This window comes from Salinicola acroporae (assembly GCF_003206615.1).
Classification (GTDB): Bacteria; Pseudomonadota; Gammaproteobacteria; order Pseudomonadales; family Halomonadaceae; genus Salinicola; species Salinicola acroporae.
In genome coordinates this window covers 365,065-384,901 of sequence record NZ_PZJW01000006.1, presented here as the reverse complement: position 1 = coordinate 384,901, position 19,837 = coordinate 365,065, and the positions used below count along the sequence as shown (strand labels likewise).

Below are 19,837 nucleotides of genomic sequence, written 5' to 3'. Positions count from 1 at the left end.
CGTGCGCTGAGGGCGCACGCCGGAAGTGTCGATTGAGCGGGTCAGCGGCTGTTGGCGCGACCCAGGCTAAAGGTGTAGATCAGATCGACGGCCTGCGCCGCCCCGGAAACGGCCTGCAGGTACAGATTCTGGATCAGGCGGTAACGCAGGGTCAGCTCGGCAATGGGAGAGAATATGCCGACACCATAGCTTACCTTCAAGTCGTCGAAGACGTAGCCGCTGACCACGACCTGGCTGTCATCGCCCGATCCCGAGGCTTCGAGGCTCAGGTCCTGAACGCCGAACGCCTGGCCTACCTGGCCCACCGCGCTGCCGGTCTGCGAGAGCGAGAGTCCGATCAGCGCCGAGGTCAGGGCGTCGTCTCCACTACCCGAGTCCTCGGGTGCCCGGCCTCTCAAGATGTAGGAGAGCGCCCGACTCTCGGTCATCGCCGGCTCGGAGAAGATCGTCAGGCGCGGCGCGGAAGCGGAGCCCGTCACCCGCAAGCCCGCGATCACATCGTCTTCGGTGGTGTCCGGGTTGCGAATGGCTTCGAACTGCAGGCTGGGCTGCGACGCCGGTCCGCTGAACAGCACCTGCCCCTGCCGGATGATGAGATCCTGGCCGAAGGAGGTGTAGGTGCCATCGACCAGGTTCACGTCGCCATACAATTGAACCGGGCCGGTGCCCTGGCGAACCTGAAGTTCGCCCCGCAGGCCGGCTTCCAGCCCATAGGCCTCCAGCTTCATGTCGGGCCCCAGGTGCAGATTGACGCGAACGTCGAGCTGCATCCCTGCATCGGCCAGGGCCTGGGCGGTGCCGGCGCCCTCGTCGTTCTGACGAGCGGCGGCGGCAGCCTGCTGCTGGCGGTCCTCCTCTTCGGTAATCACGACGGTGTCGCTGCTGGGCGCCTGGGCGGACGAGGGAATCTGGCCAATCTCCAGGCGGGCCCAAGGCACACTCACGTCGCCCCGGACCTGCAGGCGCTGCGGCATCGCCCGGATCTGCAGGTCCGGCGCTATCCGCAGACGCCCGTAGGCCGGCATCGCGACCATGAGCGGGGCCTGGGTGCCATCGATATCGACATTGGCTCTCCACTCGTCGGGCTGCTGCCAGTTGGCATCCCCGGTCAGGTCAAGCCGACCATCCTCACTCTGGACGAACCCCTGCAGTGTCGATGACTGGCCCTGCAGTGCCAGCGTCAGTTGGCCATCGGTCACCGCCACCGGAGACACACCCCCCCTGACCCTGACGCCGTCGATCGTGACGTTGCCATTCAAGGCCGGCATCGCCACCTTACCTCCCAGCGAAACGTCGCCATTGATGGCACCTTCCAACTGGTCGATCCCGGATATCAGTGGCCGATAGGGGCTGAAACGAAGATCGCTCATCTGCAGGCGCCCCTGCAGGTTGCCTTGCCCCGCCGGGTCGTCGATCCGGGCCTGCAGCTGCACCTTTCCGGCATCCTCCAACTGAAGGTCGAGTTGCGTCTGGGCGCGCTGCTGGTCGGCGTCCAGTGACAGGGAGATCGTCGCCGCCGGCACCTGCCAGGGCGCCCCCCTCGCGTCGACACCGCTGACATCGATGCGGCTATCGATATCGGCCGTGGCGGCCCAGGCCTGACCGCCGCGTGACCAGCTGGCAACCACGTTACCGCCGGTCTGGCCATCGACTTGCCACCCGCTCGGCATGAAATCGTCGAGCAGCGCCATCGGGACGTCATCGATCGAGAGCGCAGCGCGTCCCTGCGCGGCCGACGCGTTCATGCGCTCGGTCAGGCAGAGCGCGCCGCCCTGGTGGCGATCGAGACAGAACGGCGAGATCGTCGCACTGGCGTTGGTCAGGTTGGCGCTGAAGTCCAGCGAGTCGCGCAGGGCGATGTCGCCGTAGTCGGTCGATGCCGAGAGCCGGGAGAATGCCCCCCGATAGTTCTGGAACGCGCTGTCCAGGCCGCCCTGCAATCTCACCGAGGCCTGCGAGACCGGCAGGCCCTCGCCGCCACTGACGTCGAGTGCCAGTTGATGTCGCGACAGTCGCCCCTGGAGGTCCAGATCGACGCTCCGAAGTTGCTGTCCGCCGGCCTGGACGCCGCTGGCGTTCAAGTTGACGTCGAACTGCGGGTCCTGCGTACCGGCGGAGTTGGCCTTCAGCACCAACTGCTCGAGACGGTTCTCCGCGTATCCCACATTGCTGCCTTGCAGGTCGACCGCGATCTGCGGCCTCGCCAGCGTGCCGCGCCCTTGGAACTGGCCGCGCAGCGCGCCCGAGAGGTCCGGCAAAATCGTGCCCAACGCCGGCGCATCGATCCGGCCATCGATCGCGAGATGATCGTCGACGCGACCGCTGGCGGTCACGCGATTGTCACCCTGGCGAAAGTCGAGTGCCCGGATGTTCCACTGGTTATCACTGTTGCCGTCGAGGCGCGCATTCAGCTTGAGTGCGCGCTGCTGCAGCCGGCCATCGATCGCCAGTTGCGGCACCGATAGCTGCCAGCCGCCGTCGTCGCGCATGGCGAAGGCCGCACGGGCCTGGCCGTTCAATTGCCCCGTCACGGCCTGGGTGAACGCCTCCAGCGGAAGCTGCTTGAAATCCAGGTTCACGCTGGCCGAGAGAGCCGGGGTCCAGCGTAACGTGCCCTGGCTGTTGAGCTGGCCGCCCTCGGCTGCCAACCGCATCGGTTGCCAGCGGAAGTGATCGAGGTCCCCTTCGCCGGCGACACTTAGTGTCACCGGGGGCAGCCCCTGGCCCTGACCAGCGAGATCGACGCTGGCGCGGTAGTCGTCGAGTCGGCCCTCGACAGCCAGCGTCAGGTGGTCAAGCTGGTACTGCGCGGGGGGCTGCTCGATCTCCTTGATGCCGTGCAGCTCGCGGGCACTCAGGATCGCGACCTCATCGAGCCCGCCTTCCACGTCGGTGAGCGGCGCGAAAGGCCGCGCGGCCAACGGCCAGCGCAGCCGCCCGGCGTTGACGTCCACCGAAAACGGCAACCCTGGCGCGAACGCCTGGAGTCGCCCATCGACCGCCGCCTCGGCGTTGCCGGCCGTGCGTAGCCGGATATCCAGGTCGGCCAGGGTACCGTTGGCGTCAAGCGATAGTGTCTGGCCATAGACCGGTGCTCGGGTAACGCGCCCCTGCAGCGACAGCGAGAGCGGAACGTCCCCCTGTAGCTCGGCACTGGCGGTGAGTTCGGCGTGGCCATCGGGCGCCTCCACCATCAACCGGCGAATCTCGATCCGGCGGTCGACCGCGGAGGCCGACAGCGTCAACCGGTCGAGGCGCTGCGGGCTCGGCCCTTCGAGCCGCAGGTCGCTGACCGTCAGATCCGGTATCTCGACCTCCAGCGGCAGCTGGATATCGGGCAACCGATCCCGGATCTCCCCGAGACTCTGCTCGATACGCTGGACCCGCGCATCGGTCCGCTCGGCACTGCCGTCGGCGACGTTGGCCGCCGCCGCCAGGGTCATTGGCGTCAGCGCGATGGCGACCGGGGTATCGGGGACGGCGGCCAGCGCTGCGGCATCCGTCAGCGGCGTGGAGACCTTGGCCTTGCCGTCATTGCCGCCCTCGCCATTGGCCGTGTTGATGGCGACCGACAGATCGATGGCATCCGGGCTCAAGACGCCGCTGCCCAGGTCGGGCATTGCCAGCGCCCGGCCCGGCGTCTCGGGAAGTGCAATGCGAGTCCGCTCCAGGGTCGTTGGCAGCAGTTTCAGGTGATTGCCGGCCATCTCGGCACCGGTCTGGAAATGATCCCAGTGCACGTTGGTACCGTCGGCGAGCTGAATGCCGACATCGTCCAGGCGCACCTGGCGAATCTCGATGGGCAGCGGCACGGAGATCGACGGCATGCCACCCCCTTCGGCCGCTTCCGGCTCGGGGGGCGGCTGCGATGCGCTCTCGTCCAGTCGAATTCGCGCCCCCGTGATCGCAAGATCATCCAGGCAGACCCGCCCCTTGAGCAGGCAGTCATCCGCCCAGGCCAGGTGGAAATGATCCACGGACAGGTCCAGTGCGCCGGCAGACAGGCGCAGACCTTCGATGGTCAGCTCATCGAGCGGCGCACCTTCGAAATGTTGTGCCTCGACCCAGCCTCGAGACTGGGCCTGCTCGAACAGCCATTGGCTACCCCAGGGGGACAATCCCAGCCCGGCCAGCGTCAGAACCAGACCCAGCAGCCACAGGATCAGGAACAGCAGTAGCCGAATCAGAACTCCGGTCCGATGGAGAAATGAAGACGCCAAGAGTCCTCCTCGTCGTCAAACGGGTGGGCGATATCGAAACGGATCGGCCCAACGGGTGAAATCCAGCGCACGCCGACGCCGGCGCCGGTCTTGAGTTCATCGGGCCACCACTCGTCGAAGGCGTTGCCGGTGTCGACGAAGGTCGCGCTCCAGAAATTGCCGGTCAGATGGCGTTGATACTCGATGCTGCTGGTCAGCATGTGCTGCCCGCCAAGCAGCTCGCCATCGTCGTTTTCCGGTGACAGGCTCTCGTAGGAGTAGCCGCGTATGCTCTGATCGCCACCGGCGAAGAAGCGCAGCGAGGGAGGGATCTTGTCGAAGGTGTTGGTCGCCATGGCACCACCACCGATACGCCCGACGAAGCGGTTCTCGCTGCCGAGCATCCGCACCCACTGGGAGTTGAAGGTGGTACGCACGAAGCGGGCATCCGATCCCCACGAAGGGTCGGACCATTCCAGGGTGAGTTCCTGCTTGTCGCCCCAGCTCGGGAAGATCGGGTTGCGTTTGCGCGTTCGCGACCAGCTGATGCCGGGATAGAGCAGCAGCACCGCGTCGTCCTGATCGGCCTGGGTGAAATCCTCGTAGGTGGTCTGCCAGTAGAGATCCTGGATCCAGCCGTTGGAAAACTCCCAGTGGCGAGCCAACTGCACCGAGCTCTCGAAACTCTTGGTGTCCTCGTTATCGACATTCTGCAGGCCGTAGCGAACCCGGTAGCTGTCTCTCAGCGGGTTCTCCAGCGGGATCCTGTACTCCCCCGAAAAGCGCTGCTCCGGGGCCGAGAGATAGAGCGAGTTGGTCAGGCTGTGCCCATAGCGATTGAGCCAGGGCATGGTCCAGGAGAACTGGGTCCGCGGACCCACGTCGGTGGCGTAGCCGACACCGACCTCGAACTGATGGCGGTCGGCCGGGGTCAGCTCGATATCGACAGGTACTACGGTGGGCCGGCTATCGGTCAACTCGCGAGCCATGCTTAGTCCCGGGCCGCCGAGCACGCTGGACGGGTCGGCGGTGGTGTCGCGCCCGGTCGACTCGCTCCACCACTGGCTGGGGGCCGTGGATGCGGCCTCCTCGTTCACTCTTGGGCGCACCGCTACGCCGGCAAACCAGTCGGTCTGGCCGAGGTTCTGGTTGAGCGTGGCGAGGTCGCCCGCGAGATACGGATCGCCAGGCTCGAAGGGAACCATGTTTTGCAGCCGGTGCGGTTCGATCTGGCTCCCTTGGAAGTGCACGTGTCCGAACCGATAGCGCGGGCCACTATCGAGATCGAGAAAAATGCGGGCACTCTCCTCCCAAGGCCGAACCTCGATCCGTTGTTGACGGAAACGGGAGTTGAAGTAGCCGCGTTCCAGCGCCAGGGTCGACATCTTGCTCTTGAAACCGTCGTAACGAGAATGCAGTAGCGGGTCGCCGACCTTGAGCGGGTTCGAGCGCATCACCTTCTCGAAAGCCTCATCCTGCCTGGCGTCGCCCTCCAGCGAAACGTCGACCTGGGTGATCCTGGTACGCTCGCCCGGCTCGACATCGATCACGACCCGCCGATTGTCCGCGTCGGGGTAATGGGTGGCCAGCTTGGCGTTGTAGTAGCCAAAGGCCTGTAGCGCCTGCTCGGCACGATTCCTCACCACCCCGTCCAGACGTGCCCGGGTCGCCTGGCTGTCGGGCTCGAGCTCGGACAGGATGTTGACCACATTCTCCGCCGGAGGTCCGCTCAATCCCTTGACCGTTACACCGAGTGCCCAGGCATGGCCCGCGGCGGGCAGCGCCAGACAAATGAGTCCCATCCGTAGGACCTTGACTTGCCGCATGAGATCAACCTCCGCCGCGCTGCAGGTTGGAAACGTCCGTGATCAACGAGGCCACGCGGCTCGTCAGTTGCGAACGGCTGGCCTCGAGGGACCCCAGCCGTTCCTTGAGTTCGCGAATCTGGTTCGCACTCGCCCCCGTTGGCAGCGCATTGACCCGCGACTGCAGCGATTCGAGACCGGCATTGAGAGCCGTCTGGCCCTGGCGAAGTTCCGTCACCGAGCTACGAAGCTGATTCACGGCGTCCGTCGATGGCACGTCCTGCTGGGCAAGCGTCTCGACCCGGGATTCGAGATTCGCGATGGCGGCACCCAGGTCAGTCGAGTCGTTTCCTTCGACCTGGCGAGAGAGCGCCTGTTGGGACTGACGCAACTCCTCGAGCGAGGTGGTGAGTTGCTTCGATAGTGCCTGGCGCTCCTGCTGCTGCTGATCGAGCGAGTTGGACATCGAATCGAGGCGACCTCCCTGCTGATCCTGGCCACTCTCGAGCGAGGCCAGCTTGGCAGCCAGCGCGCCGCGCTCATCCTTGCCGGTGCTCTCGAGGGCGTCGAGCGAGGATCGCAGCGTGTCGACCAATCCCTGGAGATTCTGATCGGTGTCCTGCAGTTTCTGGATCTGCTGAGTCGTCTGGTCGTTCGACCGGGAATCCGCCACCCGCGTCTCCAGGCTCCCCACCGCCGCTCGCGTGGCCTCCAACTGGTCACGTAGGCGATCGAACTCGGCCCTCAAGCTTTCTCCGGAAGCGTCCAGGGTCGAACCGGTCGCATCCAGACGCTGGTTGAGCCGGTCGATCTGGGCGTGCTGCACGTCCAGCCGCTGCCAGAGCAGCCAGCCTCCCGCGAGCGCGCCGGCAATGAGCAGCAGAATGAGAAACCACAATGGCCATACCCGGGCGCGGCCGCGTCCGGGAGAACCTTGATAATGAACCGCTCTCGAGCGGCGTGTCGTCATGTCGTCTCGATCAGGAACGATGGTTGGGGATGCGCGATGCTCGTCCGATTGTGATGGCATTGCCGTCGTATACCTTGCCAATAGTGATGCGGATGGTGCGTAACACAGGAACTGCGCTCGACCTCCAGGTCCTGGAGCCCGGAAGTCGGTTCCGACGCCTCGGCCATGGATGCCACTATGCCACGAAAAGGGGCTCGAGCGGCTGACGGGATCACGTTACGTGAAAGCCGGTGCAAAGCCCATACTTGGTCGCAGCCGGCTCGCGCAATACTGAACACTGAAGGCCCGTCGTCGCCGAGTTGGCGATGGCGGGCGCGATCGCGGTAGCATGCCCGCTTCCGATGGGCCGTAATGTAGCCCTCTCCAACCACACTCGTCGATGAGCCAGATGCCTGAATTTGCTACCCGATTCGAGTTGCCCGCCCTGCCATTCGAGCGCCATTCGCTGGAGCCCGAGGTATCACGGGCTCAAGTCGACCTGCTCTATAGCCATTACCATCGCCGCCATATCGATGCACTCAACGCTCGAGAGCCAAGGCTACCCGGGCGCTCTTTAGCAAGCCTTGCCGAACACGACGAGGACGAGATTCGCCGATCCGCGCAGGAGGCCTGGAATCTGGTGTTCTTCTGGCACGGACTCAGTGGCGTCGGCGTCGCGATGCCCGACGGCCTGGCGCGAAGAATCGATCAGGCTTTTGGCGGTCCCGGGGCGCTGCAACATCGATGGCGGGCCAGCATTCAAGACGTCTCGGAGGGGTGGTCCTGGCTGGCGGTCGATGCCGACGGCAAGCTGGAACTGCGGCATTCGCCCACTGGAGCGCGCCCCCCCGAAGTGGCACCGCTGCTGGCCATTGCCCTGAACGAGGACGCCTACCGAATCGATTACCCTCAACGCCGAGGCGAATATTTCGATGCGTTGTGGCCCCACTTGAACTGGGAATACGCGCAACTCAACATCGAGGCGAGCGTCTAAACCCCGGCCACGGGCCAGGATTCAGGCGCTCGCCGGAGGCGGGACTAGGCGCGGCGGCCGATCCCGCGATAGACCAGTCCGCGGGAAGCCACGTAAGCGGGGTCGTAGATGTTGCGGCCATCCAGGATCAGCGGCGTCTTCAGCGATTGCAGCAGCCGACGCCAGTCCGGATTCCAGTAGCACTTCCACTCCGTCACCAGCATCAGGGCATCTGCATCCTCGCAAGCGCTGTAGAAATCGCCCTCGCACAAGATCAGTTGCGGATGGTCGGGATAGAGTTCACCCAGCGCATGCAGTGCCGCCGGATCGTGGACCTTGACCGTGACGCCCTGCGCCCACAGCGCTTCCAGCAGCGTCAGGACCGGCGCATGATCGATCCGCGCCGTTCCCGGTTTGAAGGCGGCGCCCCAGATGGCCACGGTGCGGCCTTCCAGTTCCCCCTTGAAGTGGTTCCAGAGCTTGCGGAACAGCGTCTCTTTCTTGCTCTCGTTGATGTCGAGGACGTGCTCCAGCAGATGGGATTCCCGCCCGGTCGAGTGCTGGACGTCGGCCAGACGCATCAGGTCCCGCGAAAAGTTGGGGCCGCCGAAGCCACAGCCGGGATAGAGATATTCGAAGCCGATGCGGGTATCGGCCCCCATCCCCTGGCGCACATACTCCACGTCCACGGCGAGCGAGTCGGCAAGGCCTGCCAGCTCGTTCATGAAGCTGATCCGCGTCGCCAGCATGCCGTTGATGGCCAGCTTGGTCAGTTCGGCGGCACGCCGGGGCATCAATTGGAACACCTCGTGGCGCCGATTGAAGGCTCGCAGCAGCTCGCGAATCTGCTGGGTTCCCCACTCGTCCTCGCTCCCCAGCAGCCAGTGCGCGGGTCGGGTGAACGTTTCCCAGGCACGCCCCTCCTCGATGCGGTCGGGCAGCGCCACGGCCACTTGGCCGGCGTGACCCAGTAATGCTTCGAGTTTCTCCGTTTGTCCTACCGGGAACGTGGAGTTGTTGACGATGATCAGAGGTGTGCTCTGGCGCCCCGGCACCTGCCGGACGTAGCTTTCCGCCGACTCGCGTTGATCCGGGGAGAGTGCCAGCCAATGGACGTCGGCGTCGGCGTCCGCCGGCACCTCGTCCACGATCGCCAACTGGCCGGACTCCTCGCCCACCAGAATCTGGTCCTTCAGTCCGGGCTCGCTGATCAGCCAGTCGGCACGCGCCAGGCTGTCCCAGCGAAATTCGGCATGTGGCATCCAGGTAACCTGATGCCCAACCGAGCACAATGCGGCGGCGGCGGTTGCCGCGGCCAGTTCGCTACCATGTACGACCACGCGCATCGACTTAGTCCTCGGCCGCGTATTGCTGGATCAACTGACGGAAGCCCTCACCGAGGGTCGGATGTTTCCGCCCCAGCGCCAGGGTCGCTTCGAGGTAGCCGAGCTGGCTGCCGCAGTCGTAGGTCTGGCCCTGCATGCGATAGGCCGCCGCACCGCTGTTCTTGCGCAGGGTCTCGATGGCATCGGTCAGTTGAATCTCGTTACCCGCACCCGGGGGTGTCTCGGCCAGGATCGGAAAGATCTCGCCCGGCAGCAGGTAGCGGCCAATCACGGCCAGCGTGGAGGGTGCCTCCTCGACCTTCGGCTTCTCGACCATGCCGGTCAGCGGCGCGCTCTTGCCGGCGGCGGGCTCGTCACCCTCGAGAGCCACGATGCCGTACTTGTACGTCAGCTCCTTGGGAACGGTTTCGACCATGATCTGGGCTTTGCCGGTCTCGTCGAATGCCTTGATCATGCCGGTGAGATCGTTACTGGCCATGCCGTCGTCATCGATGACCACATCGGGCAACAGCACGGCGAACGGGTCATTGCCGATGACCGGGCGGGCGCACAGGATGGCGTGTCCCAACCCCAGCGCCTCCGGCTGGCGTACGCTGATGATATTGACGTCGTCCGGGATGATGTTGCGAAGCTCTTCGAGCAGTTCGTTCTTGCCCTTGGCCTCGAGCTGGGTCTCGAGTTCGAAGTGCTTGTCGAAATGGTTCTCGATGGCGCTCTTCGAGGAGTGAGTGACCAGGACGATCTCCTTGATGCCCGCCTTGACTGCCTCGGTGACCACGTACTGAATCACCGGTTTGTCGACGATGGTGATCATCTCTTTGGGGATCGCCTTGGAAGCGGGTAAACAGCGGGTGCCGAATCCGGCGACGGGCAGTACGGCCTTGCGAATCATCTTTTAGGTCCTTCCCTTCCTGGGTATGAAATCAACGATTGCCGGTGTCCCGACAGCGTATCCTTCTGCTAGCTTAGCGGGCGAGAAGCCGAAAGCACAGTCGCAGAAAAGCGACAACTCGAGACACTGCCCTACCGATTCGCTTTTCGCCGACATGGCCTCCAGACAAGCTACCGTCCATAGTAGAATATCGTAAAGCGATGCACCGCCATGCGCTTGGCCGGCCGTCCCCGCCTGACGGTGTACCGACATTCCCGGAAAGGAAATCCGTTCATGACATCATCACCTCACGACGCCACCTCCTTGCATCACAACGTCGACCATGCCGAAATCGCCAAATTCGATGCGCTCGCCAGCCGCTGGTGGGATCGGGAAGGCGATTTCAAGCCGTTGCACGATATCAACCCGCTGCGCCTGGGCTTCATCGACGCCCATGTCCCTCTGGCCGGCAAGCGGGTCATCGATGTCGGTTGCGGAGGCGGGATCCTGAGTGAAGCCATGGCGATGCGCGGCGCCGAGGTTACCGGGATCGATCTGGGAGAGGCCCCCCTGGCGGTCGCAAGGCTGCACCAGCAGGAGAGCGGCGTGGAGGTCGATTATCGCTGCGTCAGCGTGGAAGCGATGGCGGAGGCGCACAGTGGTGAATTCGACGTGGTGACCTGCCTCGAGATGCTCGAGCATGTGCCGGATCCGGCGTCGGTCGTCGCGGCCTGTGCCAAGCTGGTCAAACCCGGCGGCCATCTGTTCTTCTCGACGATCAATCGCAATCCGAAATCCTACGCCTTCGCGATTGTCGGTGCCGAATACGTGCTGGGCCTGCTGCCGAAGGGCACTCACGACTACCGCAAGCTGATCCGTCCCTCCGAGCTTTCCGGCTGGTGTCGGCAGTCGGGCCTGCGACTGCAAGACCAGACCGGGCTGACCTACAACCCACTGTCCCGACGCTACCGGCTGACCCCCAACGATGTCTCGGTCAACTACATGGTGCATGTGCGCCCCGAGTGGACCGGTAGCGGCAACGACAAATGACCCCGTATACCCTCCCGAAAGCGCTGCTGTTCGACCTCGACGGCACCCTGGTCGACACCGCTCCCGACCTGGCCGAAGCCACCAACCGATTGAGGGAGCATCATGGCATGGAGCGGCTTCCCTATCCCGTCATCCGGGCCCAGGTCTCCAATGGCGGGAGCGCCCTGGTGACCCTGGCACTGGACCTCGCCAGCGATCACCCGCAACACGCTGGCGCCCGTCAATATCTGCTGGATCGCTATGCGGAAGTCGTGGCCGACAACAGTCGCGTCTATCCGGGGTTGGCAGACCTCATCGCGCGCTGGGAAGCGGAAACGCGGGGTTGGGGGATCGTCACCAACAAGCCCAGGGCCTATGCGGAACCGCTGATCGAGGCGCTCTCGTTGCGTCCTGGGGTGCTGGTCTGTGCCGACGATCTGGCTGTCAGAAAACCCGAACCGGAACCGCTGTGGTTCGCCGCTCGTCGACTGGACGTGAAACCGGAAGAGTGCTGGTATGTCGGGGACCACCGCCGGGACATGGAAGCTGCGGAGCGGGCCGGGATGACGGCAATTGCCGTTCGTTACGGCTATATCCCGGCCGAGGAGCCGCTCGGCGACTGGCCGGCGCAGCGTTGGTTCGACACCTCGGAGTCCCTGGCCGACGAACTGCTGGCGTTACTGGCGTCCCGCTAGCCGGACTCAGCGCTTCGGCGGCTGGGCGTCGAAGGCCTCGCCACTGATTCCTTCGCTATCCCGGCCCATCAGCCATAGATAAGTCGGCATGATCTCTTCCGGTGTACGAAGACGCTGAGGATCCTCGTCGGGATAGGCCGCCTGACGCATGGCCGTGCGCGTGGCACCGGGATTGAGAGAATTGAAACGGATGGCCGACTCGTGGTGCTCATCGGCCAGAATCTCCATCAGTCCCTCGGTGGCGAACTTCGAGGTCGAATAGGCGCCCCAGTTCGCCCGCCCCCGTCGTCCGACGCTGGAGGAAGTGAACACCACCGACGAACTGGCGGATTGCCCCAGTAGCGGCAGCAGGGCCTGGGTCAACCCCAGTGTCGCGGTGAAATTGACCTGCATCACCTTGGCCCAGAGTTCCAGGTCATAGGATGCCACCGCCACCCGATCTCCCAGAATGCTCGCATTGTGCAGCAATCCGTCCAGGCGTCCGAACTCCTTCTCGAGCTTGGTCGCCACCGCCAGATGATCCTGGGCAGTCGCGCTTTCCAGATTGAGAGGGAAGATCGCCGGCTGCGGAGCCCCCACGGCTTCGATGGCGTCGTAGACCACCTCGAGCCGGCTGACGCTACGCCCGAGCAGAATAACCGTGGCGCCGTGGCGGGCGTATGTCATTGCCGCAGACCTGCCGATGCCGGCGCTGGCGCCGGACACCAGCACGACCTTTCCGGCGAGCAGATCCGCAGGCGCCTGGTAATCGATATGGCAGGTCATAAGGGGAGATCCTGAGTCGCGGCGCCGGCGGATCGTTAAACGATCCGGTCAGCCCATCTGATTGAGAAAATCGCCCGCCATCTGCGCGGCGTTGCTATCGGGATAGTCGCTGCGCACCCGCTGCAGCAATTGCCGACTGCCTTCCGCATCGCCCTGACGCGCCTTCAGCAGGCCCAGCTTGTACAGCGCATCCGGCACCTTGTTGCTTTGAGGATAGTCGCTGATGACCGTATCGAACGCATCGGCGGCTTGATCGAGCTGTGACTGTGCCGAGTAGAGCTCTCCCAGCCAGTAATGTGCGTTGGGTAGCAGGCTGGACTGCGGATAGTCGGAAATGAAACGCTGAAAGGCGTCGATGGCAGCATCGAACTGCCGGGACTGCACTTGCTGAAATGCCGCCTGATAGGCCTCTCGCCCCTCACCGCCCGTGGCGCTGGAGGCGGTCGAACGGCCTGCACCGGTGTTAGCTTCACTGGCAGTGCCACTATTGGCTGCCGCGGAAGCGCCGGCGGCGCCGGAGACCTCACTCGCCGAGCCACTGTCGACGTCGGTTCCACTCGGATCGCCGCCGGCATTCGCCGCGCCGCCCGAGTCCATTCCGCCGCCGGAGATACGGTCGTCAAGATCCAGATACTGTTGTTGGGTCTGTTGCTTGAGCTGATCCAACTGGTAACGCAGCTCTTCGACCTGGCCGCGAAGCTGCTGGATCTGCTGCTTGTTGTCCTGCAGTTGATTGAGGATCGTCAGGGTGCCGCCGCCGCTTTGGCGGGCTTCCGTCTGACTGTAGAAGCCGTTCGACTGACCGGTAAGGTCATCGATGGCAGGTTGCTGAGCCCATACGGACAGCGGGAGCACCAGGGCTCCCGCGCCGCACAGTCTTTTCAGACCGTGTTTCATGCTTTTCTCCGTCGCAGCTTAGTACGCGAACACGACACGACGGTTCTTGGCGTACGCTTCTTCGGTGTGGCCCTGAACTGCCGGACGCTCTTCACCGTAGCTGACGATCTGGATCTGTGACGGGGAGACGCCCTGAACGCTCAGGTACTGCTCGACCGCCTGCGCACGACGCTCGCCGAGGCCCAGGTTGTATTCGCGAGTACCGCGCTCGTCAGCGTAGCCCTGGAGGGTCACGTTGACGTTCGGATTGGCCATCAGATACTGGGCGTGGCCGCGCAGTACCGATTCGAATTCGGGGCGAATTTCTTCGCTGTCGAACGCGAAATAGATGGTATCGACGCTAGGACGCTGATCGTTGGCGCCCATCTGCGAGCCCGAGGTGCCCTGTCCGGAAGTCATGCCCTGTCCGGACATGCCACCGGAAGTGCCATTCATGTCCCCTTCCTGGGTACCGCCACTGCTGGAACAACCAGCCACTACGGCTAGCGACAGCGCGACTGCTAACGTCTTGGCGTAGGTCTTAATTTGCATTGTCATCTCCTTGCTCGGATGTCGAATGACACAATGACTGTAGTCGTTTAGTTCAAAAACGGCGACCACGCGGGTTCGCGTACGTCACCCTGCGCCGAAGGCAGCCGGAAAGACGCTCGTCCATCCGAAGAAACTGCCCCCAACACACCTTGCGCCCCTTGCTGGGTAGCGAAGATTACCATGGTGCCATTCGGCGCGACACTGGGCGATTCGTCCCAACGTGAATCTGTCAGAACCGTCACCCGACCCGTGTCGAGTTCCTGCTTCGCCACGTGATAGCCGCTGCCATCACGAGTCACCATGAACAATGTTTTTCCATCCGGCGAAAAGCGTCCATCGGAATTGTAGTTGCCGGTGAAAGTTACCCGCTCGGCCTGCCCCCCTGTGGCCGACATGCGGTAAAGCTGCGGCGCCCCGCTGCGATCAGAGGTGAAAATCAGGGACTGGCCGTCCGGGGACCAATCGGGCTCGGTCTCGATGGCCGGATTGGTGGTCAGCCGGGTCAACTGACGAGTTGCCAGATTCATCACGTAGATCTCGGGCTGTCCATCCTTGGAGAGTGACATCGCCAGCTTGCGGCCATCAGGCGACCAGGCCGGCGCCCCATTGATGCCGCGGAAAGAGGTCAGGCGGAGCCGCTCGCCGGTGGAGGCATTCTGCACGTAGATGGCCGAGTTACCGGATTCGAACGAGACGTAGGCGATTTTCTGGCCATCCGGCGACCACGCCGGCGACAGGATCGGATCGTCGGACGACAGAACCTGCTGTCCGTTGTGTCCATCGGCATCGGCCACGTAGAGCGCGTAGCGCGCGTTGTCACCGGTGCCGCTGGCCGCGACGTAGGCAATGCGAGTGGAGAAAGCCCCCCGGATACCTGTGATGGCCTCGAAAATCTGGTCGCTGATGTAGTGAGCACTGGCACGCAGGTTGCCGTCTGACGAAGTCAGCGTCTCGCCCAGCATGCGCTTGCCCCCCAGGATATCCATCAGTTCGTACTGGATACGATACTGATTGCCCTGGGGCTCGATTTTTCCGACCACGAGATAGCGGGCGTCGACCCGCTTCCAATCGTCGTAGAACACGTCTTCGCTGCTGCTGGGCAGTGACACGAGGGCGCTACGGCTCAGTGGCGAGAACTGGCCGCTATGTTCCAGGTCATCGCTGACGATCTGCGCCACATCCTGTGGCAACCCGCCTTGTCCACTGAATTCGAACGGCACGATAGCGATGGGCGTCGCCTGATCGCTGCCGCGGGTGATTTCGATGGTCAGGTTCTGTGCTTGGGCCGTGGTCGCGAGACACGCCAGCGACACCAGCCAACCAGCGGCCAGGGCTTTCCATCCTTGAGACATCCATCGTTTCATCACTGTATATCCCCGGGGGTGAATTTGAGATTGAAATCGCGAAACCGCCGCTGCAGACCGGCGTCCAGTTGCTGCAGCTCACGGAACGGCGCCGCGGCTTCCACGGCCTGCGTGGCCGAGCGATCGAAGCTGGGGTTACCGCTGCTGCGAGTGATGCTGGCTGCCAGCAATTCACCCGAAGGCCCTAGCCTCACTCTCACTTGCGCCACCAAACCATTGTCCACGTTGGCCGGCAAGTGCCACCGGTCCTCGACGGCCCGCTTGACGAGGTTGATGAAGCTGTTCGAGGCCTGGTTGGACTGCTCGGCATTGGCGATACGCTCCTGTTCGTTGGCAATAGAGTCGCTCAGAGCCTTGGCTGCCGCTTCTTTTGCCGCCGCCTCGGCCGCGGCTTTCTTCTTGGCCTCTGCAGCCTGGCGTTTCTTTTCCGCTTCGGCTTCAGCTTTCTTCTTGGCCTCTTCAGCCTGGCGTTTCTTTTCTGCCTCGGCTTCAGCCTGTTTCTTGGCCTCTTCGGCCTGGCGTTTCTTTTCCGCCTCGGCTTCGGCTTTCTTCTTGGCCTCCTCGGCCTGGCGTTTCTTTTCCGCCTCGGCTTCAGCCTGCTTCTTGGCTTGTTCAACCTGGCGCTGCTTTTCCGCCTCGGCTTCGGCCTGTTGCTTCTCTCGCTCGGCCTGGCGTGCGGCTTCGGCCGCCTTCTGTTGCTCTTCTGCCTCGGCGCGCTCAGCCGCCGCCTGCTGCGCAGCCTGCTGGCGCCGCTCGGACTCAGCCTGAGCCTGTTCCGCGGCGGCCTGGCGTTGGGCGGCTTGCTGCTGGGCCTCTTCCTGGGCTTGCTGTTCCGCCGCTTGCTGCGCGGCTTCCTGGGCCTGTTGCTCCGCTGCCTGCTGGGCGGCCTCTTCCGCTTGCCGCTGCGCAGCACGTGCCCGCGCTTCCTGGGCGTACTGTGCCTGATCCGTGGCAGTCACGTCGCTGACAAGCGTGGCCTGGACTACCGAGGATGAGCTGGGCGTAGGCTCGCTATCCGGCAGACGCAGCATCGTCAACAACAGTGCCACCACGTGAACGGCAATCGCCAGGACGACGGGCAAGCCGTAACCGACACGGCGGTTTTGCTTCGCCATGCTGACTCCTTACCCGTCGTTGCCTTGCGGCGGCTCGGAAATCAATCCGACGTTCGCCACACCTGCCATCTGTAGCGTGCTCATCAGTGTCACGACCTGGCCGTACGAGGCATTCCTGTCGCCACGCACCATGACCGGTGTGTTGGGCTTGCGCTCGAGAATCGCCACTACCTGGTCGCCCACGGTCTGCAGCGTGACCGCCTTGTCCTGTTCGCCCAGCGAGATGAAGTATTCGCCCTGACTGTCCACGGAGACGATGATCGGCTCCTGCTCGTCGGTATCGATCGGCTCCGACGTGACCTGCGGCAGATCGACCTGCACGCCTTGGGTCAACATCGGGGCGGTGATCATGAAGATCACCAGCAGTACCAGCATGACGTCGATGAACGGGACGACATTGATTTCGCCCATCGGCTTGCGCCGATGATGGCGGCTATAGGGTCCACCCATGTTGAACCTCCGCCTCAGGCCGCCGGATTGCCGCCGCGACCTTGCAGGTTACGGTGCAGAATCGAATGGAACTCTTCGGCGAAATCCTCGTACTCGCCGAGCAGACGGCTGGCGATGGATGACAACCGGTTGTAGAAGATCACCGCAGGGATCGCCGCGAAAAGGCCCATTGCGGTCGCCACCAGCGCTTCCGCGATCCAGGGAGCCACGGTCGAGAGCGTTGCCTGCTGCGCCATCGACAGGCTCTGGAAGGAGCCCATGATCCCCCAGACAGTGCCGAACAGGCCGATATAGGGGCTGGCCGACGCCACCGTGGCCAGCAGGGTGAGCTTGTCGTTGAGGTTGTCTTCTTCGCGTGACAGCGCGACTCGCTGGGAGCGTTGCACCCCGTCCAGCACTGCTTCACTGCTGCGTGTCTTGGGCATCAGCCGATTGAACTCCCGGAAGCCGGCACGGAACACATGCTCAGAGCCCTGCGCTTCGTGGTTCTCCGGCACGTCACGATAGAGTTCGTTGAGATCGACGCCTGACCAGAAACGCTCGTCGAAGGCCTTCTGCGCCTTCCTGGCTCGGCTCAACGCGAAACTGCGTTGAAAGATGACGACCCAGGAAGCGACCGAGGCAGTCAACAGCAGGAGCATGACCAGCTGGACCACCAGACTGGCGTTCATGATCAGATGGGGGATGGACATGGAGTCGTTCACGAAAATCCTCGAATCACTGGCTAGGAATGGCGGATGTCAGCGCCGCGTGTAGATTGCTGGGCCAACGTCTTGGTTTCAGGCGTTGCGCGTCGACACACGCAATATCGACCGACGCTTCGCATAATGTATCCCCGTCGTACCGAACTGCCTGCGCGAATCGCAACGTGCAGGCGGCCAGGCGGTCGATGCTGGCGGTTACCTCCAGCCGGTCATCGAGCCGTGCCGGGCGTGCGTAGCGACACTGAAGCGAATGTACCACCAGTTGTACGCCCTGCTCGATCAGTCCACGTTGACCGAACCCCAATGCGTTCAACCACTCGCTTCGAGCGCGCTCCATGAATTTCAAATAGTTAACGTAGTACACGATGCCGCCGGCGTCGGTGTCCTCGATATAGACCTTTACCGGCAGGATGAATTCATTCATTGCCGGGCCCATCATGGCTGGATGGTTCGCTTCGAGGCGCTTGATCGCTGGGCACGATGCCGAAATGGTGATAAGCGGAGCGGGTGACGACACGGCCACGGGCGGTTCGCATCATGAAGCCCTGCTGGATCAGATAAGGCTCGATGACATCCTCGATCGTGTCGCGCTCCTCGCTAATGGCAGCCGCGAGACTATCGACGCCCACGGGACCGCCATCGAATTTCTCGATCATCGCCAACAGCAGACGTCGGTCCATATGATCGAGACCGTGGCTATCGACGTTGAGCATGTTGAGCGCCTGGTCGGCGATCGCGGCGTCGACACTACCGTCGCCCTTGACCTCGGCGAAGTCGCGTACCCGCCGCAGCAGGCGATTGGCGATGCGTGGCGTTCCCCTGGCCCGCCGCGCGATTTCCCGGGCCCCGGCAACATCGGCAGGCACCTCGAGCAGCCGCGCCGAACGAGCGACGATCTCGGTCAGCTCGTCGATGGCATAGAACTCGAGCCGCTGGACGATGCCAAACCGGTCGCGCAGCGGCGAGGTCAAAAGGCCGGCTCGCGTGGTGGCACCCACGAGGGTGAAACGCGGCAGGTCGAGCTTGATCGAGCGTGCCGCCGGGCCGTCGCCGATCATGATATCGAGCTGGAAATCCTCCATCGCCGGATAGAGGACTTCTTCCACTGCGGCCGGCAGGCGGTGAATCTCGTCGATAAACAGTACGTCACCAGGCTGCAGATTGGTCAGCATCGCGGCCAGATCTCCAGCTCGTTCCAGTACCGGGCCGGAGGTGGATTTGATATCCACCTCCATCTCGGCGGCGATGATATTGGCCAGGGTCGTCTTTCCCAGCCCGGGCGGGCCGAAAACCAGGGTGTGATCGAGACTGTCCCCGCGTTTACGTGCCGCGGAGATGAAAATATCCAACTGCTCGCGCACCCGCGGCTGGCCGATGTAATCATCGAGCCGACGGGGACGGATGGCGTGGTCGACCTGCTGCTCGCCCTGCTGCGGCGGCGCCGCCACCAGGCGGTCGGGTTCGATCATGGGCGCGTTATCCAGCCAACTGACGTGACAGCGCTGCTTTGATCAGCGCCTCGGTCGGCAGATTCTTGTCCAGGCCGGACAGCATGCGGGAAGCCTCGACAGGCTTGTAGCCCAACGTCACCAGCGCCGCCTCGGCATCCGCCTGCGGATCGGAAGCGGGTTGCGCGGCAGCACGGGGAGTGTCGAGCAGCGACTCCTGCCCCTCCTGCCAGTGCGGGAAACGGTCGCGCATCTCGACGATCAGGCGATCCGCCGTCTTCTTGCCGACACCGGGCAACTTGGTCAGGGCCTTGCTGTCACCGTCCATGACGCAGCGGATGAAAGCGTCGGTATCCATACCCGAAAGAATGGCCAACGCCAGCTTGGGGCCAATGCCATTGACCTTGATCAGGGCCCGAAACAGCTGGCGCTCTTCGTCGCGAGCAAACCCGTAGAGCAGATGGGCGTCCTCCCGCACGCTGAGGTGCGTGTAGACGCGCACCTCTTCCCCGGCGCCGGGCATCGCAACCAGCGTGGTCATCGAGGTCTCGAGCTCGTAGCCCACGCCGTTGACATCAATGACGATCCAGGGGGGGTGTTTCTCCAGCAGCGTGCCGTGCAAACGTCCAATCATGCCATCCGTGTCCTTACTCTGACCGCGTCCACTATACGCATCGCCGATTCAACTGACTAGCT

18 protein-coding genes are annotated in these 19,837 nt (G+C 63.6%); 3 read left to right on the top strand and 15 right to left on the bottom strand.

The features are described from left to right. Positions 1 to 41: 41 nt before the first annotated feature. From tamB to DOM54_RS11095, 3 genes are read right to left on the bottom strand one after another with little or no spacing between them, the layout of a single operon-like run. Positions 42 to 4,220 (bottom strand): autotransporter assembly complex protein TamB, encoded by a 4,179-nt coding sequence (tamB, locus tag DOM54_RS11105; RefSeq protein ID WP_240613869.1) that lies wholly within the window; start codon positions 4,218 to 4,220, stop codon positions 42 to 44. Next, positions 4,184 to 6,001, bottom strand: coding sequence for an autotransporter assembly complex protein TamA (gene tamA, locus DOM54_RS11100; RefSeq protein WP_240613868.1), 1,818 nt, complete (start codon positions 5,999 to 6,001; stop codon positions 4,184 to 4,186). Before tamA ends, tamB begins: the two co-directional genes overlap by 37 nt. A gap of 28 nt (positions 6,002 to 6,029) precedes the next feature. Next, positions 6,030 to 6,974 carry a coiled-coil domain-containing protein gene (locus tag DOM54_RS11095; RefSeq protein ID WP_162619837.1) on the bottom strand — a complete coding sequence of 315 codons (945 nt, stop codon included), beginning with the start codon at positions 6,972 to 6,974 and terminating at the stop codon, positions 6,030 to 6,032. Between the two features lie 388 nt (positions 6,975 to 7,362). On the opposite strand from DOM54_RS11095, the gene DOM54_RS11085 reads away from it, so the two are divergent. Then, positions 7,363 to 7,947, top strand: a complete 585-nt coding sequence (locus tag DOM54_RS11085) for a Fe-Mn family superoxide dismutase (protein ID WP_162619836.1) — start codon at positions 7,363 to 7,365, stop codon at positions 7,945 to 7,947. 44 nt (positions 7,948 to 7,991) lie between these two features. On the opposite strand, the gene DOM54_RS11080 is transcribed toward DOM54_RS11085, so the two are convergent. Beyond that, positions 7,992 to 9,272, bottom strand: coding sequence for a nucleotide sugar dehydrogenase (locus DOM54_RS11080; protein ID WP_110716361.1), 1,281 nt, complete (start codon positions 9,270 to 9,272; stop codon positions 7,992 to 7,994). A 4-nt stretch (positions 9,273 to 9,276) separates the two neighbouring features. Continuing rightward, positions 9,277 to 10,164: a UTP--glucose-1-phosphate uridylyltransferase GalU gene (gene galU, locus DOM54_RS11075; protein WP_110716360.1), complete on the bottom strand. Its 888-nt coding sequence runs from the start codon at positions 10,162 to 10,164 to the stop codon at positions 9,277 to 9,279. A 273-nt stretch (positions 10,165 to 10,437) separates the two neighbouring features. On the opposite strand from galU, the gene ubiG reads away from it, so the two are divergent. Both ubiG and DOM54_RS11065 read left to right on the top strand, forming a co-directional pair. Then, on the top strand, positions 10,438 to 11,193 hold the full coding sequence (gene ubiG / locus DOM54_RS11070) for a bifunctional 2-polyprenyl-6-hydroxyphenol methylase/3-demethylubiquinol 3-O-methyltransferase UbiG (protein ID WP_110716359.1): 756 nt from the start codon (positions 10,438 to 10,440) through the stop codon (positions 11,191 to 11,193). Further along, positions 11,190 to 11,867, top strand: a complete 678-nt coding sequence (locus tag DOM54_RS11065) for an HAD-IA family hydrolase (RefSeq protein WP_110716358.1) — start codon at positions 11,190 to 11,192, stop codon at positions 11,865 to 11,867. Before ubiG ends, DOM54_RS11065 begins: the two co-directional genes overlap by 4 nt. Positions 11,868 to 11,873: 6 nt before the next feature. Here the strand turns inward: DOM54_RS11065 and DOM54_RS11060 are convergent, their stop codons facing one another. The 10 genes from DOM54_RS11060 to ruvA are packed head-to-tail and all read right to left on the bottom strand — an operon-like array spanning position 11,874 to position 19,775. Continuing rightward, positions 11,874 to 12,632, bottom strand: coding sequence for a YciK family oxidoreductase (locus tag DOM54_RS11060; protein ID WP_110716357.1), 759 nt, complete (start codon positions 12,630 to 12,632; stop codon positions 11,874 to 11,876). Between the two features lie 48 nt (positions 12,633 to 12,680). After that, a complete protein-coding gene (gene ybgF, locus DOM54_RS11055; RefSeq protein WP_110716356.1) occupies positions 12,681 to 13,529 on the bottom strand; it encodes a tol-pal system protein YbgF in 849 nt (282 codons plus the stop codon). Between the two features lie 18 nt (positions 13,530 to 13,547). After that, complete coding sequence (gene pal / locus DOM54_RS11050) at positions 13,548 to 14,060, bottom strand: peptidoglycan-associated lipoprotein Pal (protein ID WP_110716355.1); 513 nt, start codon at positions 14,058 to 14,060, stop codon at positions 13,548 to 13,550. A gap of 47 nt (positions 14,061 to 14,107) precedes the next feature. Further along, positions 14,108 to 15,412 (bottom strand): Tol-Pal system beta propeller repeat protein TolB, encoded by a 1,305-nt coding sequence (tolB, locus tag DOM54_RS11045; protein WP_110716354.1) that lies wholly within the window; start codon positions 15,410 to 15,412, stop codon positions 14,108 to 14,110. An 11-nt stretch (positions 15,413 to 15,423) separates the two neighbouring features. Then, complete coding sequence (tolA, locus tag DOM54_RS11040; protein WP_110716353.1) at positions 15,424 to 16,539, bottom strand: cell envelope integrity protein TolA; 1,116 nt, start codon at positions 16,537 to 16,539, stop codon at positions 15,424 to 15,426. 9 nt (positions 16,540 to 16,548) lie between these two features. Continuing rightward, positions 16,549 to 16,989 carry a protein TolR gene (tolR, locus tag DOM54_RS11035; protein ID WP_110599628.1) on the bottom strand — a complete coding sequence of 147 codons (441 nt, stop codon included), beginning with the start codon at positions 16,987 to 16,989 and terminating at the stop codon, positions 16,549 to 16,551. Positions 16,990 to 17,003: 14 nt separating this feature from the next. Next, positions 17,004 to 17,681 (bottom strand): protein TolQ, encoded by a 678-nt coding sequence (tolQ, locus tag DOM54_RS11030; RefSeq protein WP_206019074.1) that lies wholly within the window; start codon positions 17,679 to 17,681, stop codon positions 17,004 to 17,006. A gap of 25 nt (positions 17,682 to 17,706) precedes the next feature. Then, positions 17,707 to 18,117 (bottom strand): tol-pal system-associated acyl-CoA thioesterase, encoded by a 411-nt coding sequence (gene ybgC, locus DOM54_RS11025; RefSeq protein ID WP_110716671.1) that lies wholly within the window; start codon positions 18,115 to 18,117, stop codon positions 17,707 to 17,709. Further along, positions 18,110 to 19,162, bottom strand: a complete 1,053-nt coding sequence (gene ruvB, locus DOM54_RS11020) for a Holliday junction branch migration DNA helicase RuvB (RefSeq protein WP_110716351.1) — start codon at positions 19,160 to 19,162, stop codon at positions 18,110 to 18,112. Before ruvB ends, ybgC begins: the two co-directional genes overlap by 8 nt. 7 nt (positions 19,163 to 19,169) lie before the next feature. Beyond that, complete coding sequence (gene ruvA / locus DOM54_RS11015) at positions 19,170 to 19,775, bottom strand: Holliday junction branch migration protein RuvA (protein ID WP_110716350.1); 606 nt, start codon at positions 19,773 to 19,775, stop codon at positions 19,170 to 19,172. Positions 19,776 to 19,837 lie beyond the last annotated feature (62 nt).